The 22786-nt window shown below is 54.4% G+C and carries 22 protein-coding genes and 1 pseudogene; 15 read left to right on the top strand and 8 right to left on the bottom strand.

Translation table 11 applies throughout. From position 1 onward, the window contains the following. Nucleotides 1-31 precede the first annotated feature (31 nt). From AC790_RS23850 to AC790_RS23815, 8 genes are all read left to right on the top strand, one after another. Nucleotides 32-1021 (top strand): ABC transporter permease, encoded by a 990-nt coding sequence (locus AC790_RS23850; RefSeq protein WP_152929157.1) that lies wholly within the window; start codon nucleotides 32-34, stop codon nucleotides 1019-1021. Next, entirely contained in the window at nucleotides 1022-1894 is an 873-nt protein-coding gene (locus AC790_RS23845; protein ID WP_049853506.1) for an ABC transporter permease, read from the top strand. It begins immediately after the preceding gene. Then, the gene (locus AC790_RS23840; RefSeq protein WP_049853532.1) at nucleotides 1894-3609 is read left to right on the top strand and encodes an ABC transporter ATP-binding protein; all 1716 of its coding nucleotides are present in this window, start codon (nucleotides 1894-1896) and stop codon (nucleotides 3607-3609) included. Before AC790_RS23845 ends, AC790_RS23840 begins: the two co-directional genes overlap by 1 nt. 158 nt (nucleotides 3610-3767) lie before the next feature. Then, nucleotides 3768-4745 (top strand): sugar ABC transporter substrate-binding protein, encoded by a 978-nt coding sequence (locus tag AC790_RS23835; protein WP_049853505.1) that lies wholly within the window; start codon nucleotides 3768-3770, stop codon nucleotides 4743-4745. Then, nucleotides 4735-6258, top strand: coding sequence for a sugar ABC transporter ATP-binding protein (locus tag AC790_RS23830; protein WP_049853504.1), 1524 nt, complete (start codon nucleotides 4735-4737; stop codon nucleotides 6256-6258). Before AC790_RS23835 ends, AC790_RS23830 begins: the two co-directional genes overlap by 11 nt. Continuing rightward, entirely contained in the window at nucleotides 6255-7268 is a 1014-nt protein-coding gene (locus AC790_RS23825; protein WP_049853503.1) for an ABC transporter permease, read from the top strand. Before AC790_RS23830 ends, AC790_RS23825 begins: the two co-directional genes overlap by 4 nt. Next, the gene (locus AC790_RS23820) at nucleotides 7261-8247 is read left to right on the top strand and encodes an ABC transporter permease (protein ID WP_082204315.1); all 987 of its coding nucleotides are present in this window, start codon (nucleotides 7261-7263) and stop codon (nucleotides 8245-8247) included. Before AC790_RS23825 ends, AC790_RS23820 begins: the two co-directional genes overlap by 8 nt. A 12-nt stretch (nucleotides 8248-8259) precedes the next feature. Next, on the top strand, nucleotides 8260-9627 hold the full coding sequence (locus tag AC790_RS23815; protein WP_049853502.1) for an LLM class flavin-dependent oxidoreductase: 1368 nt from the start codon (nucleotides 8260-8262) through the stop codon (nucleotides 9625-9627). Between the two features lie 235 nt (nucleotides 9628-9862). Here the strand turns inward: AC790_RS23815 and AC790_RS23810 are convergent, their stop codons facing one another. Then, a complete protein-coding gene (locus AC790_RS23810) occupies nucleotides 9863-10891 on the bottom strand; it encodes an NADP-dependent oxidoreductase (RefSeq protein WP_049853501.1) in 1029 nt (342 codons plus the stop codon). Between the two features lie 263 nt (nucleotides 10892-11154). Here AC790_RS23810 and AC790_RS23805 point away from each other — a divergent pair, with 263 nt between their 5' ends. Genes AC790_RS23805 through AC790_RS23795 form a run of 3 tightly spaced genes read left to right on the top strand, consistent with a single transcriptional unit; the run spans nucleotide 11155 to nucleotide 14956 of the window. Continuing rightward, entirely contained in the window at nucleotides 11155-12507 is a 1353-nt protein-coding gene (locus tag AC790_RS23805; protein ID WP_049853500.1) for an MFS transporter, read from the top strand. Continuing rightward, complete coding sequence (locus AC790_RS23800) at nucleotides 12485-13828, top strand: enolase C-terminal domain-like protein (protein ID WP_049853499.1); 1344 nt, start codon at nucleotides 12485-12487, stop codon at nucleotides 13826-13828. Before AC790_RS23805 ends, AC790_RS23800 begins: the two co-directional genes overlap by 23 nt. Nucleotides 13829-13837: 9 nt before the next feature. Further along, nucleotides 13838-14956 (top strand): beta-propeller fold lactonase family protein, encoded by a 1119-nt coding sequence (locus AC790_RS23795; RefSeq protein ID WP_049853498.1) that lies wholly within the window; start codon nucleotides 13838-13840, stop codon nucleotides 14954-14956. A gap of 56 nt (nucleotides 14957-15012) precedes the next feature. Here AC790_RS23795 and AC790_RS23790 read toward each other — a convergent pair whose 3' ends face one another. From AC790_RS23790 to AC790_RS23780, 3 genes are all read right to left on the bottom strand, one after another. Continuing rightward, nucleotides 15013-15417, bottom strand: coding sequence for a cupin domain-containing protein (locus AC790_RS23790; protein ID WP_049853497.1), 405 nt, complete (start codon nucleotides 15415-15417; stop codon nucleotides 15013-15015). Nucleotides 15418-15535: 118 nt separating this feature from the next. Continuing rightward, nucleotides 15536-16966, bottom strand: coding sequence for a cytosine permease (locus AC790_RS23785; protein WP_049853496.1), 1431 nt, complete (start codon nucleotides 16964-16966; stop codon nucleotides 15536-15538). A gap of 289 nt (nucleotides 16967-17255) precedes the next feature. Next, a complete protein-coding gene (locus AC790_RS23780) occupies nucleotides 17256-17537 on the bottom strand; it encodes a VF530 family DNA-binding protein (RefSeq protein WP_049853495.1) in 282 nt (93 codons plus the stop codon). Between the two features lie 136 nt (nucleotides 17538-17673). On the opposite strand from AC790_RS23780, the gene AC790_RS23775 reads away from it, so the two are divergent. After that, nucleotides 17674-17982, top strand: coding sequence for a hypothetical protein (locus tag AC790_RS23775; protein WP_007888365.1), 309 nt, complete (start codon nucleotides 17674-17676; stop codon nucleotides 17980-17982). 18 nt (nucleotides 17983-18000) lie between these two features. Here AC790_RS23775 and AC790_RS23770 read toward each other — a convergent pair whose 3' ends face one another. Further along, complete coding sequence (locus AC790_RS23770) at nucleotides 18001-18660, bottom strand: DUF1345 domain-containing protein (RefSeq protein ID WP_049853494.1); 660 nt, start codon at nucleotides 18658-18660, stop codon at nucleotides 18001-18003. Between the two features lie 244 nt (nucleotides 18661-18904). Between AC790_RS23770 and AC790_RS23765 the strand changes: the two genes are divergently transcribed. The 3 genes from AC790_RS23765 to AC790_RS23755 all read left to right on the top strand — a co-directional run bounded on the left by AC790_RS23765 (nucleotide 18905) and on the right by AC790_RS23755 (nucleotide 21023). Beyond that, complete coding sequence (locus tag AC790_RS23765; protein WP_049853493.1) at nucleotides 18905-19675, top strand: type IV toxin-antitoxin system AbiEi family antitoxin; 771 nt, start codon at nucleotides 18905-18907, stop codon at nucleotides 19673-19675. Beyond that, nucleotides 19672-20571 carry a nucleotidyl transferase AbiEii/AbiGii toxin family protein gene (locus AC790_RS23760; protein ID WP_049853492.1) on the top strand — a complete coding sequence of 300 codons (900 nt, stop codon included), beginning with the start codon at nucleotides 19672-19674 and terminating at the stop codon, nucleotides 20569-20571. The genes AC790_RS23765 and AC790_RS23760 overlap by 4 nt, the downstream gene beginning before the upstream one ends. Nucleotides 20572-20741: 170 nt before the next feature. Further along, nucleotides 20742-21023, top strand: a complete 282-nt coding sequence (locus tag AC790_RS23755) for a hypothetical protein (RefSeq protein ID WP_049853491.1) — start codon at nucleotides 20742-20744, stop codon at nucleotides 21021-21023. Between the two features lie 125 nt (nucleotides 21024-21148). On the opposite strand, the gene AC790_RS23750 is transcribed toward AC790_RS23755, so the two are convergent. The 3 genes and pseudogenes from AC790_RS23750 to AC790_RS23740 all read right to left on the bottom strand — a co-directional run. Then, entirely contained in the window at nucleotides 21149-21349 is a 201-nt protein-coding gene (locus tag AC790_RS23750) for a hypothetical protein (protein ID WP_049853490.1), read from the bottom strand. A gap of 88 nt (nucleotides 21350-21437) precedes the next feature. Beyond that, entirely contained in the window at nucleotides 21438-21920 is a 483-nt protein-coding gene (locus tag AC790_RS23745; protein ID WP_049853489.1) for a MarR family winged helix-turn-helix transcriptional regulator, read from the bottom strand. Nucleotides 21921-22263: 343 nt separating this feature from the next. Further along, nucleotides 22264-22569: pseudogene (locus AC790_RS23740) on the bottom strand (helix-turn-helix domain-containing protein); the annotation flags it as partial. Nucleotides 22570-22786: the final 217 nt, after the last annotated feature.

The raw sequence follows: 22786 nt of genomic DNA, 5'->3' as shown, positions 1-22786 counted from the left end.
TCCGCATGACTCCGTTTCAAGGATGTTGGCTATGCCGCGAGAACGCCATTGGCTACTCTCCTTTTTCATCAAAACCACGCTGCAGCTGTTACCGACGCTCATCGGTATATTGCTGATCATGTTTATTATTCTGAAAGCGATTCCGGGCGATGCGGTGGATGTAATGGCCGGTGAGTCCGGCGGGGCCAGCGCGGCCAGCATGGCGCTGATGCGCGAGCAATATGGTCTCAATCTTCCGGCGTGGCAGCAGTTTATTCACTGGATCAGTCATATTGCGCAGGGCAATCTCGGCTTCTCTCCGCGTTTTAATACGCCAGTGACGACCTTAATTCTCTCGCGTTTACCCGCCACCTTATTATTAATGCTGGCAGCGCAGGCGCTGGCCCTGATAGGCGGCATTATTTGCGGTGTTATTATGGCGCTATTTGTTGGCCGCTGGCCCGATCGTGGGTTATCGCTGTTTTCTTTACTGCTCTATTCACTGCCGGGATTCTGGATTGGTCTGATGCTGCTGGTTTTATTTTCGGTGCATCTCGGCTGGTTACCCAGTAGCGGGAATATGACCATTGGCGCAAATTATCACGGCTGGGATAAGTTCAAGGATCTGCTCAGCCATGCGTTATTACCGGTATTTTCACTGGCGAGTTTTTTCCTCGCGATTTATGCGCGTTTAACCCGCGCGGCGATGCTGGAGATCGCCCATCAGGACTTCGTGCGCACCGCGCATGCTAAGGGTATCTCTCCGCTACGCGTAACGGTGGTGCACGTGCTGCGTTGCGCACTGATTCCTGTGGTGACGGTGAGCGGCATGCATATCGCCACCTTGCTGAGCGGCGCGGCGGTAGTGGAAACCGTGTTTTCCTGGCCGGGCCTGGGACGGCTGGCGCTGGATGCGGTGATGGCGCGCGACGTCAATATTCTGCTCGGCATTCTGCTGTTTTCTTCGCTGCTGGTTCTGCTGGCTAACTTTATTGTCGACCTGCTGCACGCCTGGCTCGATCCCCGCATCGTGAGAAATTAGATGACCACGTTTACTACGCTTCCTGTTCCCCCGCGCGGCAAGCATCGCGCGCTGCGTCAGCTGCTGCGTAATCCCGCCGGGCTGGCGGGCATCATTATTCTGCTGTTGGTGCTGGCAATGGCGCTGGCAGCGCCCTGGCTCTATCCCGGCGATCCGCTGGATATGATCGCCACACCGCTATTACTGCCGGGCGCCGATGCCGCCTGGCCTTTGGGTAGCGACGCGATGGGGCGCGATCTGGCCGCCGGCATTTTTCACGGCGCGCGCGTGTCGTTGCTGATTGGAGTGGGCGCAACCTTGCTGGGCCTGCTGGCGGGCACCTTAATCGGCAGCCTGAGCGGCTATTACGGTGGCGTGCTGGATAATATTTTGATGCGCATCACCACGCTGTTTCAAACCATGCCGGCGTTTCTGTTAGTGATTATTGTGCTGGCCGTCGCCACGCCGACAGTAACGCTTATCACCCTCAGCATTGGCCTGACAACCTGGCCAACGATTGCCCGCCTGGTGCGCGCGGAGTTTCGCAGCCTACGTGAATCGGACTTCGTACTGGCCGCGCGCTGTCAGGGATTTTCACCGCTCTACATCATCTGGCGCGAAATGTTGCCGAACGCGCTGCCGGCCATCATCGTCACGTCGTCGGTGATGGTGGCGTCCGCGATCTTAATGGAGGCTGCGCTGTCATTTCTCGGCTTAGGCGATCCTAACGTGGTGAGCTGGGGCTTTTTAATAGGCAGCGGTCGCGAAATGCTGCGCACCGCGTGGTATCTCACCGCCGAGCCGGGCGTGGCGCTGGTGATCACCTTGCTGGGGCTGAATCTGTTGGGCGATGCGCTCAATGATGCCTTTAACCCGCGACTGAGTGAGCAATGATGAAACCGATGCTTTCCGTAGAGAATTTGCAGATTCAGTTTGGCGCGCATCCGGCAGTCAACGACATCAGCTTTACGCTGGCGCAGGGTGAAATGCTGGCGCTGGTCGGTGAGTCGGGCAGCGGTAAGTCTGCGACGGCGCTGGCAATTATGGGCTTACTGGCGCCGCAGGCGCGCACCGCCGGACGGATTATTTTTGCTGGCGACGATGTGCTCAGCCTGCCGCCGCGTCAGCTGCGCGCGCTGCGTGGCAACCAGATCTCAATGATTTTTCAGGAGCCGATGACTTCGCTCAATCCGGTGTATAGCATCGGGGCGCAGATTGCGGAGTCGATGATGGCTCATCAGAAGCTGTCGCGACAGCAGGCGCGGGCGAGGGCGATCGAGCTGCTGGAGCTGGTCAATATTCCCGACCCGGAGCGCCGGGTGGATGATTTCCCGCATCAGCTCTCCGGTGGCCAGCGACAGCGCGTGATGATCGCCATGGCAGTGGCGTGTGAGCCGAAGCTGCTGATTGCCGATGAACCCACCACCGCGCTGGATGTCACGGTGCAGGCCAACATCATGGCGCTGATCGATCGCCTGCGCAAAACCTTGTCGCTGAGCGTGTTGATGATCTCCCACGATCTGGGTCTGGTCAGCCAGTGGGCCGATAACGTCGCGGTGATGCACAACGGCAGCATTGTCGAACATAACCAGACGCCAGCCCTGTTTGCGCAGCCGCAGCATGACTACACCAAAGGCTTGCTGGCGGCATCGCTGCTGGGTGAACAAGACGTGCATTATCGCCAGCGTATGCTGACCGAGATTCGTCATGATGCCGAAGGCCGTTTCAACCTGCACCAGCCCGCGACGCTGAACTTTGCCGCGCCTGATGGGCGTGAAACCGCCGCGCCGCTGCTGGCGCTGCGTCATCTGCAGGTCAGTTACGGTCACGGCAACCGGCGCGTGCCTGCTATTCGCGACATCAGCTTTGATTTACAGCAGGGAGAAACGTTGGGATTGGTGGGGGAATCGGGCTGCGGCAAATCGACGCTGTCGCGCACCCTATTGCGCCTGCTAACCCCCGACAGCGGTGAGATTCGCCTTCAGGGCAAGGATATCGCACAGCTGCCGGAATCCGCTCTGCGCGATTTACGCCGCAGCGTGCAGATGATCTTTCAGGATCCTTACGCCTCACTCAATCCGCGGCACACCATTTTCACCATTCTTGATTCGGTGTTGCGGCTGCACGATCCGGCACCGGCAGCCCAGCGCCTGACGCGTATTCATCAGATGCTGGACCGTGTCGGCTTACCACGACAGGCGCTAGCGCGTTATGCCCATGAATTTTCCGGCGGCCAGCGCCAGCGAATTGGCATCGCTCGGGCGCTTATTGTTAAGCCAAAGTTGGTCATTTGCGATGAAGCGGTATCGGCGCTGGATGTGTCGGTGCAGGCACAAATCCTCAATCTGCTGCTGGAGATGAAGCAGGAGTTTGGTTTGAGCTATCTGTTTATTTCGCACAATCTGGCCGTGGTGCGTTACATGGCGGATCGCGTGCTGGTAATGAATCAGGGCGATATTGTCGAAGCCGGGGAGGTAGAGCAAATCTGGCATCGTCCGGTGCATCCCTATACGCGGCAATTGCTTGCCGCTGTCACGCACGCCAGTACGCAGCAGGAGCATTCAGCCCGCACTCAGCCGCTTAAATTCGATGCCGCGTTAACCCTTTAGCCTGCTAATTAACGCGGCTGGCTGGCTATTATCAATTGCCAGCTAGTCTAAGGTGAAAATAGCATTATGGATAAAAAATGGCTGTGATAATTTTTATTTCACGCGCCAGCTAACAGGCGTCATACAACATTATATTATTATTTCCAGGGATATTAAGCATGAAAAAGCATCGTCTGGCAGGCCTGTTGCTGGCTTCTGTATCACTATTATCCGCAATGGCGCACGCCGAAGATCATCCGATTCCGTCTTTGGCGGGTAAACGCATTGGTATTACCGTTGCCGGCACCGATCACTATTGGGATCTCAAGGCTTATCAGGGACAAATCGACGAGGTGAAACGCCTTGGCGGTACGCCGATTGCGCTAGACGGCGGCCGTAAAGAGTCGCAGCAAATTGCCCAAATTCAGACGCTTATCGCACAGAAACCCGATGCAATCATTGAAACACTCGGCACCGCATCGGTGCTGGAGCCGTGGCTGAAAAAAATCCGCGAGGCGGGCATCCCGTTATTTACTGTCGACACCGCTAGCCCATCCAGTATTAACGTCACAACGTCAGATAACTTTTATATTGGCGAGCAGCTCGCGTTAAAGCTGGTCAATGATTTACGTGGCGAAGGCAATATTCTGGTATTTAACGGTTTCTATGGCGTGCCCGTGGTTGCAATGCGCTATGACCAGTTAAAAGCCGTACTGAAATGGTATCCAAAAATTAAAATAATTCAGCCAGAACTGCGCGATGTTATCCCGAATACCGTGCAAGACGCGTATGCGCAAATCAGTCAGTTACTGAATAAATATCCGAAAGGATCGGTTCAGGCGATTTGGGCCGCGTGGGATGTGCCACAAATTGGCGCTACCCAGGCGGTGGATGCCGCGGGGCGCAACGAGATCAAAACCTATGCAGTCGACGGCAGCCCGGATGTGGTGTCGCTGGTTAAAGATGCCAAATCCAGCGCGGCGGCAGTGGTGGCGCAGCAGCCGTATGTGATTGGGCAAACGGCGGTGCAGAACGTGGCGAAATATCTCGCGGGCGATCGTTCATTGCCGCCAGCGACCTATGTTCCGGCGATTCTGGTAACCAAAGATAATGCCGGCGAGGCGCAGAAAACCCTGGGCCAGACGGATGGCAAATAATACGCCGCTGCTGCAGCTGCACCACATCAGTAAAGCCTTTGATGGCGTACCTGCGCTGCAATCGGTGTCGCTCAGCGTGCATGCCGGTGAAGTGCATGGCCTGATTGGTCACAACGGGGCCGGTAAATCGACGCTGATTAAAGTATTAGGCGGCATTCATGCCGCCGATAGCGGCAGTATTGAGCTGGATGGTCAGCCGCTCACGCTGAGCACGCCAGCACAGGCGCAGCGACAGGGCATCGCCATCGTGCATCAGGAACGCTTGCTGCCCGGCTCGCTGACGGTGGCGGAAGCGTTGTGGCTTGGCAACGAACCGCGCGCCGCCGCAACCCCCTTTATCCTGCGTCGCCGCATGCGCCAGCAGGCTCAGCAGCAGCTGCAGCAGCACTTCGGTTTACAGCTCGATCCCAACGCATTGATCGCCACCTTAAGCGTGGCAGAGCAGCAGTTGGTGCAAATCTGCCGCGTGCTACAAAACGCGCCGCGCGTGGTGGTGCTGGATGAACCCACCGCCGCGCTGGCGCGCCACGAAGTGCATGCGCTGTTTCGGGTGATTGATCGTATGCGCCAGCAGGGTATCGCGCTGATTTATGTCTCGCACTATCTCGATGAGATCCAGCAGCTGTGCCAACGCGTCACGGTGCTGCGCGATGGCAAAGATGTGGCGCAGTTCAGCGCGGAACAGCTGTCGCCGTCAGCCTTGATTAGTGCCATGGTGGGCGATGCGCGCCACGAGCTTACGCCGCGTCAGCCACGTCCTGTGGGTGAGCTGCTATTGCAGGTTGATGCCTTGAGCGCCCCCGGGAGTTTCCACAACCTGTCATTCACGGGTCGTCAGGGTGAGATCATCGGTATTACCGGTTTGTTAGGTTCGGGCGGAAAAACCCTGATACGCGCGCTGTTTGGGCTGGAGAATACCGTGAGCGGTAAAATGATACTGGGCGAGGTAGCGGGCATCCCGGCTTCACCGCATGCGGCGGTGAAACGCGGTATCGCCTTTGTCCCGGAGGATCGGCGCGCCAACGGCATCGCGCTGGACATGAGTTTGCGTGACAATGTCACCTTAACCACAGTGCGACGTTTACTGCGCTGGGGCGGCGTGTCACGTCAGGCCGAAAGCGAGTTGGTGGCGAAGAATATTCAGCAATTGGCCATCCGCACACCAGGGCAACTGGCGGCGCTGCGCCAGCTCTCTGGCGGTAATCAACAAAAAGCGGTGCTGGCAAAATGGCTAAATACCGGCGCTCGTATGTATCTGCTGGATGAGCCGACGGTGGGCGTTGATATTGCGGCCAAGGCGGCGATTTACCACACGTTGCAGCAGTTGGCCGATGAGGGGGCGCTGATCCTGGTGTTCTCAACCGATTTACTCGAACTGCAAACCCTGGCCGATCGCATTATGGTGCTGGCGCGCGGCGAACATGTCGCCACGCTGGCGGCACAGCAGACCAGCCATCAGGAGATTCTCTCCTGGGCTTCCGGCACCGGCGCATTAACGGAGCGTGCATCATGAGTGAGGTCACCCAAGCTGTACCCGGCGAACAGCCACGGCGTACTCACGGCCAGCAGTGGCTGCAACACGTATCGCTGTTGATTATCGTGCTGGTTTTGGCGGTGTTTGCCTGGCTGTCGCCGATTTTTCTCACGGTAATGAATCTTGGTAACGTGCTACAGCAAACCGCGGTGGTGGGGACGCTGGCGCTCGGCTTAACGCTGGTACTAAGCGGTGGCGGTTTGCAAGGCATCACTGGCGGCATTGATTTATCGATTGCGGCTAATCTCGGCCTGAGTGCGGCGGTGTTTGCCAGCCAGCTCAGCGTCGGGCAGCCGCTCGCTATTGCACTGCTGTTGACGCTATTAACCGGCGCGGCGGTGGGATTATTTAATGCGCTGGCGATTGTCTGGCTGGGAATCTTGCCGCTGCTGGCGACGCTTACCAGCATGAATATCGCGATCGGACTGGAGATGGTGCTGACCAGCAATGCATCGGTGTCGGCCAGCAGCGACCTGCAAAATCTGCTGTTAAGTAACGGTCCGTTAGCGGTGTCGTGGCTGGGCTGGTCATTTTTACTGCTGGCGTTTGCGGCGATCGCCTTAAGTCGTCTTACCGCATTTGGCCTGCGGTTGCAGGCGGTAGGCAGCCATCCGCAGGCCGCCAATGCCGCGGGAATTGGCGTCAAACGCTATCAGGGCTTGAGCTACGTATTATGCGGCGTTAGCGCCGCCATCGCGGCGGTGGCTTCAGTGTCGCTGTTAAGCGGCAGTTCGCCCGGCGCGAACGACAATCTGCTGATGGTGATTGCCGCCGCGCTGTTGGGCGTGGTGTTTTCCCGTCGTCTGGTACCGACACTCGCTGGCGCGCTGATCAGTGCGCTGTTCCTGAGTCTGCTTGCCAACGGTTTCCAGCTCATCAACGTCTCAAGTTACTGGATAAACGGCGTCGAAGGCGTGTTGATCCTGTTAGTGGTGGCGTTAACGGCGCTGTTACGTCGTCGTCAGTCAAGGAGAACTCAAGGTGTCTGACTCTCTGTTATCCGCAGGCGCTCATCGTCCGCGTCAGGCCGGCTTATTGCGTGCGGTGGTGGTGCTGACCTTTGTGGCGCTGCTGCTGTTATTTATTGTCGCGGCGCCCGGTTTTGCCACTGTCTCCAATATTCGCAGCGTGTTGCTAAATAACGTTGCGCCGCTGGCGATTGTTGCGCTGGCGATGACGCTGGTTACCCGCATTGGCGCGATTGATCTTTCAGTTGGGACATCGATCGATATCGCCTGTCTGGTTTTAGTGACACTGGTGCTGCATCAGGTCAGTCTGCCCGTCGCGCTGATTGCGGCGCTGTTCGCCGCACTGCTGGTTGGCGTGTTTAACGCCTTTCTGGTTACCCAACTGGGCGTGGAGCCGTTTCTCGCCACGCTCGGCACGCTGTTTATCGGGCAAAGCGTGCAGCAACTGTCATCAAACGGCGGACAGCCGGTCTATTTGCTGAGCCAAAAACTGCCCGACGGCTTTTCGGCCATCGGTCACGGCGCGCTGCTCGGCATTCCTGTGCCGCTTTGGCTGCTGCTATGGGTGGCGCTCGCGCTCTATCAGCTGCTGCACCGCAGTGCCACCGGCCGGTCGTTACGGGTGATGGGCGAGCAGTACAGTGTGGCGCAGTATTCGGGGGTGCCAGTTAAACGGCTTACCGCCATGGCTTTTATTGCTGCAGCGCTGATTGCCGGTATCGTCGGCTTAATCCTCGCCTCAAACGTCAAAGCCTGGGTGCCGCTATCGGGCAATGCCTATCTGCTTAACGCCATTGGCGCCAGTTTTATTGGTGCCACCTTCGCGCCATCCCGCCGTCCCAACGTGCTGGGAACGCTACTTGGCGTGGTGCTGCTGAGTTTTATCGCCAACGGATTGCTGCTGATCGGCTGGAACTTCTACTGGCAGCAGGTTGCCACCGGCGGCTTAATTTTCATTGTGTTGGCGGTCGGGGCATTACGCGCTCGGCGTCATGCCTGAGAGGAGAAGGCAATGAGCGGCGCGCCGTTTTTGCTGTTTGGTTTTATGATGAACGTGCCGGGCCACCTCAGCGCTGGCCTGTGGCGACATCCGCAGGATCAGGCCCATCGATACACTGAGCTAGGTTACTGGACGGACATTGCCCAGCAGCTGGATCGCGCCGGATTTGATGCACTGTTTATTGCCGATGCCCTCGGCCAACTTGATGTTTGGCAACACAAACCGGACGCGGCGCTGCGTCTGGCGACGCAAATGCCGGTGAACGATCCGCTGTTGCTGGTTTCAGCCATGGCGGCAGTGACGCAGCATCTGGGCTTTGGTATCACCGTCTCCACCACCTATGAACAGCCATACCTGCTGGCGCGTAAGTTCACCACGCTCGATCATCTGAGCAACGGGCGTATCGCCTGGAATGTGGTGACCTCCATGCTCGATTCCGCGGCGCGCAATCTGGGACTGACGCAGCAGATTCCGCACGATGAACGCTACGATCGCGCGCAGGAGTTTCTCGATGTCACCGGCAAACTCTGGGAAGGATCATGGGAGGAGGATGCGGTACGGCGCGATAAACAAAACAGTGTTTATAGCGATCCGGCCAAAGTGCATGCCATTCAACATACTGGCCGCTGGTACCAGGTGCCGGATGCGCACCTGAGTGAACCGAGCCCGCAGCGCACGCCGGTGCTGTTTCAGGCCGGAACCTCAAGTCGTGGAGCGCAGTTCGCCGCTCGTAATGCGGAGGTGATCTTTCTCGGTGGCATCACGCCACAGGCGATCGCGCAGGATATCCAACGCATCCGCCAGTTAGCCGCGGCTGAAGGGCGTGAAGCGGCATCGCTGCGCTTTGTTACGGCCATTACGGTCATCACCGCGGAGAGTGATGAGGCCGCGCAGGCGAAGTATCGTGATTATCAGCACTACATCAGCGAAGAGGCGGCGTTAGCGCTGTTCTCCGCCTGGACCGGCATCGACTGGTCGTTAGAAGATTTGGACACCCCGCTGGCGTTTCGTGAAACCGATGCCTGCCGTTCCGCCTTAGCCAGTTTGACGCGCATTGACGATCAGAAGCGCTGGACGCTACGTGATGCAGCGCGCTACATCGGCATTGGCGGTTTACATCCGCTGCTGATTGGCGGCCCGGCAAGCATCGCCGATCAGCTGGAGCAGTTTGCCGTGGAGTCGGGTGTGGATGGATTTAATCTTGCCTGGGCGATCAGTCCCGGTAGCTTTGAGGATTTTATCCAGCATGTGATGCCGGTGCTGCGCAGCCGGGGACGGGTGCGTGTTACGCCACCTCAGGCGGTAACGCTGCGCGAGCGCCTGTTTGGCCAGCCGCGACTCACGGCTGACCATCCAGCGGCGCGCTTTCGCCGCCGTTAGCTCCAGGCATGACGCGGCGGTGGGGGGCCATTAAGGTAATAATTGCCGACGTGGTAATGCTTCCGGAACGGGCGCTTCGGCCTGCTGGGAATTGACTTTCGGGAGCGGGGTTTGACTGAGCGACATGAGAACTCCCAATAATGGCGATATAGGTAAAATACCTTCTCATGCGCCCAGCAACCGCCATATCTCAATTGCCGCTATGCAAAGAGAAAAATGGCGTTTACACAACGCGTTACTGTGCGACTTTCACCACGGTTTTACCGAAGTTTTTGCCTTGCAACATGTCGAAAAATGCCTGCGGCGCATTTTCTAATCCGTCGATCATATGTTCGCGATAGTGGATTTTTTGCTGCTCCACCAGCGGTGTCATCGCCTTGAGGAATTCCGGATAACGATCGCCGTAATCCTGGAAGATGATAAAGCCCTGCATGCGAATACGACGCTTAAGAATGCCGCCCATAATTTGCGGCGTGCGATCCGGGCCCGGCGGCAATTCGCGACTGCTGTAGCCAGAAACCAGGCCGCACACCGGCACGCGCGCGGCGGTATTCAGCAGCGGGAATACCGCATCAAACACTTTGCCGCCGACATTCTCGAAGTAGATATCGATACCGTCCGGGCAGGCCGCCGCCAGCTGTTGTGCAAAATCGTCACGATGATGATCGATGCAGGCAGAAAAACCGAGCTTCTCAATGGCGTAGCGACACTTCTCTTCACCACCCGCGACGCCCACGACATGACAGCCCTTGAGTTTACCCAACTGACCAACGGTTGCTCCCACCGGGCCGGTGGCCGCCGCGACCACCAGGGTTTCGCCTTCTTTCGGCTGGCCGATATCCATCAATCCCATATAGGCGGTGAAGCCCGGCATGCCGAGAATACCCAGCGCCCAGGAGGGATGGGGCAGATCGCCCAGTTTCGCGACGCCAGTGCCGTCTGACACCGCATAGCTTTGCCAGCCGCTTTGCGCGAGAACCCGATCGCCTTGCTTAAAATCGGCATGTTTGGATGCAGCAACTTCGCTTACCGTGCCGCCTACCATGGGCTGATCAAGCTCAGCCGGTGCGGCGTAGGATTTGCTGTCATCCATGCGCCCACGCATGTACGGATCAAGCGATAAGTACAGCGTGCGCAGCAGGATCTCGCCATCCTTCAGTTCAGGAATCGGCTGCTCAACCAGGCGAAAATTCTCTTTTACCGGTTCGCCTTCAGGGCGTGAGGCTAAAAGCCAAGCCTGGTTACGTTGATTGGATTGCGACATTTTTACCTCTATTAGCGTTTTCACGTGAGGCAAGTGTAGTTGAGGAATAGGGAGGTTTGTGCGCTGGCTCAACATCTGTTTTTAAAGCCGATGTTGAGCCAGCGCACAAAGCGCGACAAAACTTTACGTTGGAAATTAACATAACCCTATGAATTTTAACAATCGTAGGGCATTTGCCTAAGCGGTCTCGGGCAATATCCCATACCCGTGCGTTAACTCTGCTGCGTATACCTATACGGTGTTTTAATCCCTACAGGTGACGCATGACACAACAACAATATCCATTATCCCCCGATCATCAGGCGCTTATCGCCTCCGCCATCGGCAAGTTTTTCCGCCGCATCATTCCGATGCTGGCGCTGATGCTGATCGTTAACCAGATCGACCGCGCCAATATCGGTTTTGTGAAAGCTGAACTGCAAACCGATGCGGGCATCAGTGCTGCGGCTTTCGGCTTAGGTGCCGGGCTGTTCTTCATCGGCTATGCGCTATTTGAAGTGCCGAGCAATATGATGCTGAAGAAGCTCGGCGCACGCGTGTGGCTGACGCGCATCATGATTACATGGGGCATGGTGGTGGTGGTGACCGGTTTCGTTAGCACGCCGCTGCATTTCTATCTGCTGCGTTTTTTGCTGGGCGTGGCGGAAGCCGGCTTCTTTCCCGGCGTGCTGTTCTATTTTCGTCAATGGGTGCCCAACGCCTGGCGAGGCCGCGCCACGGCGATGGTGCTGAGCGCCACGGCCAGCGCCTTTCTGTTTTCCGGTCCGCTTACCGGCGCGATCCTGATGATGCATGATGTCGGCGGGATCGCCGGTTGGAAATGGGTGATGTTTATGGAAGGCGGCGGATCGATAGTGATCGGCTTGCTGGCTGCCTTTGTGCTGGTATCAAAACCGCAAGGGGCAAAATGGCTCAGCGAGGCGGAAAAACAGGCGCTGGCGCAGCAGTTGGCGCTTGAGGATGATGCCCGCGAAGAGCATGCCGTTAGCCACGGTCGCTGGGGATTGATCGCCGACCGCAGTTTGCTCACCTACTGCCTGATCTTCTTCACTATGACCATGACCGGTTACACCCTGGTGTTCTGGTTGCCGCAAATCATTCAACGCATTCAAGGCTTCAACAGTTTCGAAACCGGGCTGCTGACCGCCATTCCCTGGTTGTTCGCCATCGTTGCGCTGTTTCTGCTGGGTAAAGCCACCGATCGCTATCGCGATAAGCTTGATAGGGGGCTCGGCATCGCCATGCTGATTGCCGCATGCGGCACCTTTATGGCTACGCTTGGCACGCCGTGGTTTGGTTTTGTGGCGATGATTGTGGCTTGCATTGGTTCCAAGGTGAGCGCGGCCTTCTTCTGGCCGATGCCGCAAAGTGAATTGCCCGCGTCGATTGCCGCACCCGGCATTGCGCTCATCAATTCGATTGGCAACCTCGGCGGCTTCTTTGCGCCCACGGTATTCGGCTACCTGGAAATGCACACCGGCAGCACCACCGGCGGCCTCTACGCACTGACCAGCGTGTCAGTGATTACCGGCCTGTGGCTGCTACTGCGTCGCAAACCCGTTCCCCCCGCATTCGGTCACACGGAGAGAAACCATGTTAGACAGTCCAGTCATTAAATCGATGCGCATCGTGCCGGTTGCCGGTTACGACAGCATGCTACTGAACATCGGCGGCGCCCATAATTGCTACTTCACGCGCATTATCGTGATATTGACCGATTCTGCCGGGCATACCGGCGTGGGCGAAACGCCGTGTCATGCCTCGACCTTGCAACTGCTGGAGCAGTTCCGTCCGCTGATTGAGGGCAGTTCGCTGCTGCGCCTCAATGCCATGCTGAGCCAGCTATTCAGCAGTGAAGCGCGTCTGCAACAAACCTCGCATACCAACGATATCCATATCCCGCAGATGAATCCGGAGAAGTTCTATAATGCTGCCGCAGCGATAGAAGCGGCGCTGCTCGATCTGCAAGGCAAACTGTTTAATCTGCCGGTGGCGGATCTGCTCGCCAGCGGCAAACAGCGCGATCGCATTCCGGTGCTGGGGTATTTGTTCTACATCGCCGATCGCAAGCGCACCACGATGAATTATCGCTCGGGAGACGATGAGCAAGAGGGCTGGTTCCGCCTGCGTCATCAAGCGGCGATGGATAGCGCAGCGCTGGTGCGTTTAGCCGAAGCCGCGGTTGAGCAATACGGCTTCCGCGACTTCAAACTAAAAGGCGGCGTGCAGGCCGGTGAAGTGGAAGTTGAAACGGTAGAAGCGCTGCTGGCACGCTTTCCCGATGCGCGCGTGACGGTGGATCCCAATGCCAGCTGGTCATTAGAGGAAGCGATCCGCTTTGGCAAACAGCTGGCGGGTAAAGTGCCGTATCTGGAAGATCCTTGCGGCGCGGAACAGGGCTATTCCGGGCGGGAAACGCTGGCTGAGTTTCGCCGCGCCACCGGCGTGCCGGTCGCCACCAACATGATCGCCAACGACTGGCGCCAGCTGCATCACGCGCTACAGCTTAATGCTATTGATATTCCGCTGGCCGATCCGCACTTCTGGACGATGCGTAACGCCAACGTAGTGGCGCAGCTGTGCAACGAATGGGGGCTGACTACCGGCTGTCACTCCAATAATCACTTTGATATTTCGCTGGCGATGGTGGCGCATCTGGGTGCCGCCGCGCCGGGCGATCGTCAGACGGCTTTCGATACGCACTGGATATGGCAGGATGGCCAGCAGCTGACGCGTCAACCGCCGCAAATCCGCGAGGGTTATCTGGAATTACCGCCTGGGCCAGGCTTGGGTATTGAGCTGGATATGGAGCGCCTTGAACAGGCGCATGCGCTTTATCAGGCGCTGCCGGACAAGAATCGTAACGATGCGCTGGGTATGCAGTTTTTGATTGATAACTGGCGCTACGACGCTAAACGTCCGTCATTGGTACGCTAAAGGAGCAGGATGAAGACCTTATTACCTACGGTGGCGCTAATAGCGTCAATGATGGCGAGTGCGCCTTTACTGGCACAAACCTTTGTTTATGTTTCGGAAGCGGATGACGGCACCATCGCCCGTTACGCGCTCAATGAGCAAACCGGTGCGCTGCAATTGCTGGGTCGTACCCATGCCGGCGGCAAAGTGATGCCGATGGCGTTGAGTGCCGATCATCGACATCTTTATGCGGCGATCCGCAGCAAGCCTTTGCAACTGGTGAGCTGGAACATCGACAGTAAAACCGGCGATCTGAGCCAAACCAGCGCCGTCACCGCCGCAGCCAGTTATCCTTATATCAGCACGGATAAACAGGGCCGCTTTTTGCTCGGCGCCTCTTACGACGGTGACGTGGTGCATGTTTATAAGCTTAACAGCGATGGCAAGATGATTGCGCCGCCGGTTGGCAGCTTCAAAACCGGCCATGCGGCACATTCAGTGATTGTGGATGCGAGCGGCAATTCTGCTTATGTCGGCAATCTCGGCACCGATCGCGTGCTGCAGCTAACGCTAAGCGCGCAGGGTGAATTAACTGCGTTGGGTAACGGTTACGTCAAAACGGCTGCGGAAAATGGCCCGCGCCATTCAGTGCTTTCACCTGACAATCGCTATCTCTACAACATCGGCGAGATGGGCGGCATTATCACGCAATTCCGCCGCGAAGCCAGCGGAGAGCTGGTAAAAGTGGCGGAAACGCCGAATGCCGTCGCCGCGCAATATAAACTCGAACATGGCCGTGAGCGTCCGCCAGGTTATAGCGACACCACGCCACGCATCTGGTCGGCCGATATTGGCCTGACGCCGGACGGACGTTTTCTCTATGTTAGCGAGCGAACCAGTAGCACCATTACCGGCTATAGGGTCAATGGCGCCGATGGCAAACTGACGATGATTGCTAGCTGGCAAGTGGAGAAGCAGCCGCGCAGCATGGCCATCACCGCTGATGGACGCTGGTTAATTGCCAGCGGCGAGAAGAGTAAGGTCATCGGTAGCTATGAAATTGATGCAGAAAGTGGGGCGCTGAAGCGAGTGAGCGAAGCACCTGCCGGACGCGATGCGAATTGGGTGACGATAGTCAGTTACAAATAGCCGTTCATGCGAACCTGGTCGGCATTGATGGCGACCAGGTTCGCATCATTAACCCATCAAAGCTGCTGATAATGCTCGTCAGAGACAGGTTCCAGCCACTCGTTTGAGGCGCCTTCGGCCGGCACCGCGATGGCAATGTGGGCGAACCAGCTGTCCGCTGCGGCGCCATGCCAGTGCTTCAATCCCGCAGGAATGTTAACCACGTCGCCAGCCACCAACTGACGCGCCGGTTGGTTCCAGGCCTGATACCAACCACGTCCGCCGGTCACCAGCAAGATCTGGCCACCCCCATGATGGATATGCCAGTTGTTACGGCAACCCGGTTCAAACACCACATTACCGATCGTGACGCCTTCGGTTGTCAGCATGTTTAGATAGCTGGTACCGGTAAAATACTGTGCCAATGCGTCGTTTTTTGGCCCTTTCGGGAAAATACCATTGCCGTCAAATTGCTCGTTCATCTTTTTCTCCATAAATGCAGCGTGGATAAAGTGTAGCGGCGGGGCGATGGAATGATAATGCGCTCACAGCAGAATACACTTGTGAGCGCAATTCATTAATGCAGTTGCGGTGACAACGTCACTGATTGGGGTAAACAGATTGCATCAGTCGGCCGCGACGATCGAACTTGCTGGCGATGAGCCACAGCAGTGCAGTAACAAACCAGCCAATAATCCATGACACATCATTCCCCGCGAAGATCCAGGTTAATGATCCGTGATGCAGCGGGTTATCAATAAACGGCAGCTGTACCAGCACGCCGCAGAAGTAGACAATAATGCCCGCCCAGTTCCAGCGGCCGTAGCGACCGTGCGGCTGAGAAAGCGCCGGGACATCGACCTTTCCTTTGGTGATCAAATAGAAATCCGTCAGGCTAATCGCGCTCCACGGTACGAAAAAGGCCAGCAAAAACAGCAGGAAATGGGTAAATGATTTAAGAAATGCCGGTTCGCTAATCAACGCAATGACGCAAGAGATCGTCACCATTAGTACCACAAACAGGATACGACCCGCGCGGCTGAGCGAGGTTTTCTGCCGAAATCCTGAGACGATGGTGGTGAGCGACATAAAGCTGCCGTAGGCGTTCAGGGTAGTAAAGGTGATCTTGCCGAAGCAGATCGCGAAATAGATCACCATCGCCATGGTCGCGCTGCTGCCTAAACTGACGATATAGCCGACTTCATTCCCTGAAAAAGCCTTACCCGCAATGGCTGCGACGATCACGCCCAAGGTCATTGAAGCCTGAGTGCCTAAAACCGTGCCGAAGAACACGCTGCTGAACAGTTGCTTCGCTGAGACATCTTCGGGTAGATAGCGGGAATAGTCAGAGACGTACGGGCAAAATGCAATCTGCCATGAGGAGGAGAGCGATACGGCCAGTAAGAAATTGGCGACAGTGAAATGCTGGTTTTGCCATACCGCTGATAAGTCATGACTGGAGAGTAGCGTGATGAACAGATAAACAAAGGCGAGGACGCCAATCACGCTGGCCACTTTACCGAGCTTATGAATGACGCGATACCCCAGTACCGCAATCACCACAATGATGGCACTGAACAGAATCATGCCAGCCGCATTGCTGGTATTGATCAGTTTAGCCAGCGCCTGGCCGGCCAGCACCGTGCCGCTGGCAGAAAATCCGACGTACATAATACAAACCAGCACTAACGGAATCACCGCACCATAAACGCCAAACTGCATGCGGCTGGTGATCATTTGCGGTAATCCCAGGCGCGGCCCCTGGATGGCGTGCAGTGATATGATCGCTGCACCAACAACCTGCCCAACCAGTAAACCAATAATCGACCACACCACATCGCCGCCCAACACCACGGTCAGCGCGCCCGTCACAATGGCGGTGATTTGCAAGTTACCGCCAAACCACAGGGTGAACTGGCTGAACGGATGTCCGTGACGTTCGCCTGGTGGAATGTAATCAATGGACCGCGTTTCTGACAGGCGCTGTTTATCCGCGCCCGCGTAATCTGCTGCAGGTGATTCGGCTGACATAGTTTCCTCGCTGAAGCGTCTAAGAGTGGCGAATTATTGTTAGTAGGATGTGAGATCTCTTGGTGATACATGTATATACATGTATCGATACTGGCATGCAGAATGGAAACTTACAATATGCTCAGCCATTGGAAAATGTGATGACGCGGGCAAGGTTATGAAGTTTTGCGTGGTATTACGCGCAGGGAAAGTGCGTAAGTTTAATGACGCTGCTACGTGAATTCTGGAAAAAGCGCAGGGGGATTATTACTGAGATTTCACGCAGCGTTGGCGGGATTGTCGCCTGAAATTACTTGTCGCGACCCATCGTCCAGGGATTGGGCTCGGCATCATCGCTTTTATTAGCGGCGAAATCGGCCAGTGAATCCAGGTACAGCGCTTCCACTTCAGCGCGTGCCCACGGCGTGCGGCGCAAAAATTTCAGGCTTGATTTAACGCTGGGATCGCTTTTAAAGCAGTTGATATTAATCAGCTTAGCCAGTGCAGCCCAGCCATAATGAGCGACCAGCGCATTGATTTGCATCTCAAGCGTTACGCCGTGCAACGGGTCTTTAGAGCGATGATCGTTCATAGAAATTCCTTAAAAATGGTAGCGGGGAAGGTTACAAGAAAGCCAGGCTAGCGGCAATGGGGCGATCTTCATTGCCGGTAATTCCACCTCAATGCTGTACACTTGTGGCTGCGAATTCACTAATGGACGATACGCTATGAACGACAAGAAAATGATTTCCATCGATCAATTCAATCTCAATGAACGCGTGGCGGTAGAAGAGGTGATGCGCGGATTGGTAGAGAAGTATCGCCAGCGCACCGGCAAAGAGCCGGACGCCAAAAAAGAGAAAGAGTTCACGGCAGAAGCCCGGCAACAGGTTATGACCACGAAACTGGCAAAAGAGAAAGCCATCGCGGAAAAAGCCAAAAAAACGCCGACCCGCCGCAAGAAACCGGAATCGTTGAAAGAGAGCGAAGTCAGCGATTTCAACTGGAAAGCGTCAGTGATTAAAGGTCGCCGTTAATCCGCTGCTGTTGCTGGCTCAACTCAGCAATCCGGCACCCACGTTTACCGATAACCCCAATATCGCCAGATTGAAGATAAACGAGATGACCGATTGCAACAGCGTAATTTTGCGCATTTCCGTGGTGCCGGTGGCAACATCCGCTGTTTGCGACGCGACGGCGATGGTGAAGGCGAAGTAGATAAAATCCCAGTAGTCGGGATCGTCAGGCTTTTCCGGGAAGATCATCGGCGTGACGTCTTTGCTGCGATGCAGATAGTGATGATGGGCATAGTGCATTGCAAAGGAACTGGGCAGTAATGCCCATGACACAATCAGCGTCATCGCCGTCAGCAGTAAATGCAGCGCGCGCGGCGTTCCCGTGAGAGTGTGCAGGGATGAAAGCTCACTCAGAATCGCGACGATACTGATCATACAAGCAAAAATCACCATGCCTAACACCAAAGCGGCGCTTTGGTCCTGTATTTTGGCAATGCGCTGAATATCTTTCCCCTCGGTGCGCAACATGCGAAACCAGATAAAAAACAGATATAACCACGCCAAAGCATTCCAGCCAATTAACATGCGCTGCATCACGCCTAACTGCGCCGGAAGTGCGTAATAACAAATGACGCCAGCAATAATAGAAATCAGTAGCCGCAAACGGGCGAACAGGTGAGTGGTTAATGAAGCGCTCATGCAGGTCATCGTTCTGAAATGGTTGATGATGTTAACTGTAGCTGAAGGCGCACCTTAGGGAGTGGCGGGCGAGATTTAAATGAATGACGGCGCTCCAGCGCTATATGCCAACCTAGCCTTACCACAAACCAATTCCCAATGAATAGTTTAAATAAATTTTCTAAAGGGTACCTTTAATACCTTAATAATAATATTTTCAAACCAAAAGTTTGCTATGGTTTGAAAAATAATCTATAAAAGCATTATGACTACCCTAAAACCATCAAAATTAAACCATCTGTTGAGCACCATTCCTGCTGGAGTGGTGCTTACCTCCGCGTGGCTGATAGAGCAGGGATACAGCCTGGAGTTGCAGAAGCAGTACCGTAAAAGCCAGTGGTTTCAGTCAATTGGAACGGGCGCGGTGATACGCAAGGGTGACAGAGTTGACTACCTTGGCGGACTCTATGCTCTACAGTCACAGCTGGGAATGGCAATCCATCCTGCTGCCAAAACGGCACTTGCTCTCCAGGGCAAATCACATTATCTAGGCCTGAATGAAAATCGCGTGATGCTTTTCGGTCCGCCTGGGGAGAAGCTGCCCAAATGGTATGAGAGTTATGACTGGAGTATGCAAATAGACTGCAAGTCGTCGGGTTTTCTACCTCCGAACCTCGGACTGATTGAGATGGAGCATAAGTCATTCAAAGTAAGGGTATCGAGCCCGGCTCGAGCCATTATGGAATGCCTTTATCTGGCACCCGATCACCAGCCGTTGATGGAAGTCTTCGAGCTGATGGAGGGCTTAAATAATTTGCGGCCACTCACCGTGCAAAAGCTGCTTGAAAGCTGCACGTCGATAAAAGTAAAAAGGCTCTTCCTCTATATGGCAGAAAAAGCCGGTCATGACTGGTTCAGCTTTCTGAAAACCGAAAATATTAACCTGGGAACTGGTAAAAGAGTCATCGTTCCAGGCGGTAGTTTGAGTAATAAATATCAGATAACCATTCCAAAGGAACTGGAGTCAGGCCAATGAAGGATACCTACAGAAAACAAGTCCAGCTGCTGCTGGATGTGCTGCCGGAAGTCGCTAAAGAAGCGTGCTTTGCGATGCATGGCGGCACCGCGATCAATTTGTTCTACCGTGACATGCCAAGGCTTTCGGTTGATATCGACCTTACCTATGTACCTATTGTCGAACGTGCTGAAAGTCTGGCAGGTATAAATCAGGCATTGCAACGCGTACAGAGAAGCATTCAGGTACTGAGAGGCAGCATACAAGTTCAGCACCGGGCAGATGTCTGCAAATTGCAGGTGACAGAAAATGATGTGCTGATCAAACTTGAGGTCAACATGGTTGGCAGGGGGCTGATCGCCGAGCCAATGAAAATGCCATTGTGCGAACTGGCACAGGAGACATTTGACGCTTTCTGTTCGATTCGGGTGGTATCAAAATCTCAGCTTTACGGCGGTAAGCTCTGTGCGGCACTCGATAGACAGCATCCGCGCGATTTATTTGACGTAAAACTGATGCTTGAAAGCGAAGGCTTTAATGATGAGATAAAACGCGGTCTTATTTATGGCTTGGCCAGCAGCACGCGACCAATGCATGAAATGTTGGATCCTCATTTGCAGGATCAACGCAGTGCCTTTGAAAACCAGTTTATAGGCATGAGTAATATTCCATTTAGCTATGTAGATTATGAACATACGAGAGACGAGCTCATCAGGATAATACGCAAGAGTCTGACACCTGAAGACAAATCATTTCTTCTGCGTTTCAATCGTCTGGAACCTGACTGGACGATTTATAACTTCCAGGGTTTCCCATCAGTGAAATGGAAACTGTTTAACCTGGAAAGTTTCCAGAAGAAAAAACCGGCAGAATGGCAGGCTCATATCGATAAACTGGAAGTGGCATTCAGGCTATAAATAGCGTGTTTACTGCAGCAGGCTGTAACTGGCGCAAGTCGCAACGGATTCAGTTTTACAAAACAATATTTTTCTCTTAACCTGACCAACGCATGTTGATTTTGCGAGACAGAACAACACCATTGCTAACGCGCTCATGCCTGGGAAACAGTGACAATACAGAGATCTTGATGAATAGAAGTTACGATGAACTGATGAAAGACAGAATGATTGGCGAGGCTCTTCTGGCGCTTTTAGAAGATGGCATTGCGATATCGCCTGTGGCACTCATTGCAAAACTCGAGTTTATGGCGGAAACAGAAGAAGAAAGTTACAAGAAGGCGGCCTGTCAATACGCGTTGACGGAGATAAGAAGCCATAGCGTCAGGACAAACAAGTTGAGTATTGAGCGGGATTTCGGTGATGCTACGTTTAGTCATCAAAACTATGCTCGGGATGATAAAAAGCACTGATTTAAGGCTCTGCTTTAACTCATATGCCAACGCTTTTGTTAATTGTAATACCAATTCAGTGAACAGCAGGAATAGGGCAAAGGGCACACCTCGTGAGGTATCGACGCATTGCTCAACGCCTTTTATTAGCTCATCTTTTCCGCGATTTTGCCCATGGCGTCAACATAACCACTTTTGAGCTGAATCGGCGCTTGTTCTTCATGTTGTTTCAAAAGCGCGGTGATCAGGTCAATTTGCAAAGGTTGATCGGATTTAAGCAAGCATGAGACTGCATGACCTATTACCGCATGAATGTCATCCATATTTTCTGATTTATCAAATGACATAAAAACTCCTGAGTTCATTAGCTGATAAAATTACAGCCTGTTCCAAAATAGTTAGGTGAATGACTGACTTCCCTATGCTCAAAGCCCGTCAAGGGAGTGCCCTAATAAGTTTTTTACGCAACTCGGCAACTCTCACGGTCAAATCCGCCAGTTCCTCATAAGGTGTATCCATCACTGACACCATGTCGGCGGGAACGCCGGCAGCCTCAATTTTCAATTGTTGACCCTGCGCGGTAACAGAAATCAGTACTCTGCGCTCATCGCGTCCCACATCTCGCGTTCTGCAGATTACGCCGCTCTGCTCAAGTCGTTTTAACAACTGGCTGAGTGTTCCTGAATCGAGCTGAACGCGTGCGCCTAGATCTGAAACCGTGACATTATCTTTTTCCCACAGTGCGAGCATCACCAGATATTGGGGATATGTCAGGCCAAGGGGCTTTAGTCTTGATTGATAAAGTTTAGTCATCGCAAGGGATGCGGAATAAAGTGCAAAGCACAGAAACTGATCGACGGTAACCGGTGCTTCATTTTCTGGTCCTGTACAGCACACTTCATCGTTTAACTCTTTCATATCACCACTAATTCTCGACCGGGGCAGCTCCCGTAGAAACCACGAAGATCCCCAGCACTCTGATTACGTATCACTCTTTTTACGACAGGCACAAAGGAAAACAGACGATAAAAGCCTTCCCGTTGGCGCCAAGTATATTGACATAAATTAGATTGAAGTCAATTTAAATTGGAAGGGGCTTTTGGCGTGGATTAGATTTATTAATCAGGTAGTTACCATGGTTTGCTTTAGTTCATGTTGCCTGACTGAGAGGATGTCCGGCTGAAAAATCCGGATGGCGTTGAGCGTGCCGCGTTCAGAGCCTGGTGGCGGCATAATGTCTCAAACGGAACGGTGTAAAACCGTGACGCGGCTGGAGCGTTTTTGCGGCAAGTGTGGGGACGCAGCCAATGTAATTTTCGCGTAGCAGCGTCAGTATCTGGCAGTGCAATGCATCAGCAATCCGGTGCGTGCCAGGTTTACCGCGACGCGCATTCGTCAGCCCGGCAGCGCCGGACTCGCGATAGCGGTTCATCAGCCGCTGAATCTGACGTTCAGTAAGCTGTAACTGTGAAGCAACATCACAACGACGCAGGCGTTTTTCGATAACAGCCTGAATCACGGAAAGACGGTGAATCACGGGAAGACGGTGAAGTTCTTTGTTCGACATGGTCACCAGCATCTGAGGATCTCAACATAACCAGTCCAACAAAATATCCGCATCTCCAAAAGTGACATTATCAAATAGCACCTACAATCTATGTTGAAGCTAAGCAGAGATGACCGGGTTCAGGCAAACCTGAGATGTCCGATTGTTGTCAGAGTAACTTTTAATAAAAGAGCTAACCCTCTGCTTTGAGGGCTAATTAGAATTAAAGTTTAGCTTT

It is taken from the genome of Pantoea sp. RIT-PI-b (genome assembly GCF_001187905.1).
GTDB classification, from domain to species: domain Bacteria; phylum Pseudomonadota; class Gammaproteobacteria; order Enterobacterales; family Enterobacteriaceae; genus Pantoea; species Pantoea nemavictus.
This window is presented reverse-complemented; position numbering and strand designations above follow the sequence as displayed.

Bases quoted from the DNA above. Each gene is read 5' to 3' on its own strand.
- AC790_RS23850 (WP_152929157.1), top strand. From the start codon at position 32: ATGCCGCGAGAACGCCATTGGCTACTCTCCTTTTTCATCAAAACCACG.
- AC790_RS23845 (WP_049853506.1), top strand. From the start codon at position 1,022: ATGACCACGTTTACTACGCTTCCTGTTCCCCCGCGCGGCAAGCATCGC.
- AC790_RS23840 (WP_049853532.1), top strand. From the start codon at position 1,894: ATGAAACCGATGCTTTCCGTAGAGAATTTGCAGATTCAGTTTGGCGCG.
- AC790_RS23835 (WP_049853505.1), top strand. From the start codon at position 3,768: ATGAAAAAGCATCGTCTGGCAGGCCTGTTGCTGGCTTCTGTATCACTA.
- AC790_RS23830 (WP_049853504.1), top strand. From the start codon at position 4,735: ATGGCAAATAATACGCCGCTGCTGCAGCTGCACCACATCAGTAAAGCC.
- AC790_RS23825 (WP_049853503.1), top strand. From the start codon at position 6,255: ATGAGTGAGGTCACCCAAGCTGTACCCGGCGAACAGCCACGGCGTACT.
- AC790_RS23815 (WP_049853502.1), top strand. From the start codon at position 8,260: ATGAGCGGCGCGCCGTTTTTGCTGTTTGGTTTTATGATGAACGTGCCG.
- AC790_RS23810 (WP_049853501.1), bottom strand. From the start codon at position 10,891: ATGTCGCAATCCAATCAACGTAACCAGGCTTGGCTTTTAGCCTCACGC.
- AC790_RS23805 (WP_049853500.1), top strand. From the start codon at position 11,155: ATGACACAACAACAATATCCATTATCCCCCGATCATCAGGCGCTTATC.
- AC790_RS23800 (WP_049853499.1), top strand. From the start codon at position 12,485: ATGTTAGACAGTCCAGTCATTAAATCGATGCGCATCGTGCCGGTTGCC.
- AC790_RS23795 (WP_049853498.1), top strand. From the start codon at position 13,838: ATGAAGACCTTATTACCTACGGTGGCGCTAATAGCGTCAATGATGGCG.
- AC790_RS23790 (WP_049853497.1), bottom strand. From the start codon at position 15,417: ATGAACGAGCAATTTGACGGCAATGGTATTTTCCCGAAAGGGCCAAAA.
- AC790_RS23785 (WP_049853496.1), bottom strand. From the start codon at position 16,966: ATGTCAGCCGAATCACCTGCAGCAGATTACGCGGGCGCGGATAAACAG.
- AC790_RS23780 (WP_049853495.1), bottom strand. From the start codon at position 17,537: ATGAACGATCATCGCTCTAAAGACCCGTTGCACGGCGTAACGCTTGAG.
- AC790_RS23775 (WP_007888365.1), top strand. From the start codon at position 17,674: ATGAACGACAAGAAAATGATTTCCATCGATCAATTCAATCTCAATGAA.
- AC790_RS23770 (WP_049853494.1), bottom strand. From the start codon at position 18,660: ATGAGCGCTTCATTAACCACTCACCTGTTCGCCCGTTTGCGGCTACTG.
- AC790_RS23765 (WP_049853493.1), top strand. From the start codon at position 18,905: ATGACTACCCTAAAACCATCAAAATTAAACCATCTGTTGAGCACCATT.
- AC790_RS23760 (WP_049853492.1), top strand. From the start codon at position 19,672: ATGAAGGATACCTACAGAAAACAAGTCCAGCTGCTGCTGGATGTGCTG.
- AC790_RS23755 (WP_049853491.1), top strand. From the start codon at position 20,742: ATGAATAGAAGTTACGATGAACTGATGAAAGACAGAATGATTGGCGAG.
- AC790_RS23750 (WP_049853490.1), bottom strand. From the start codon at position 21,349: ATGTCATTTGATAAATCAGAAAATATGGATGACATTCATGCGGTAATA.
- AC790_RS23745 (WP_049853489.1), bottom strand. From the start codon at position 21,920: ATGAAAGAGTTAAACGATGAAGTGTGCTGTACAGGACCAGAAAATGAA.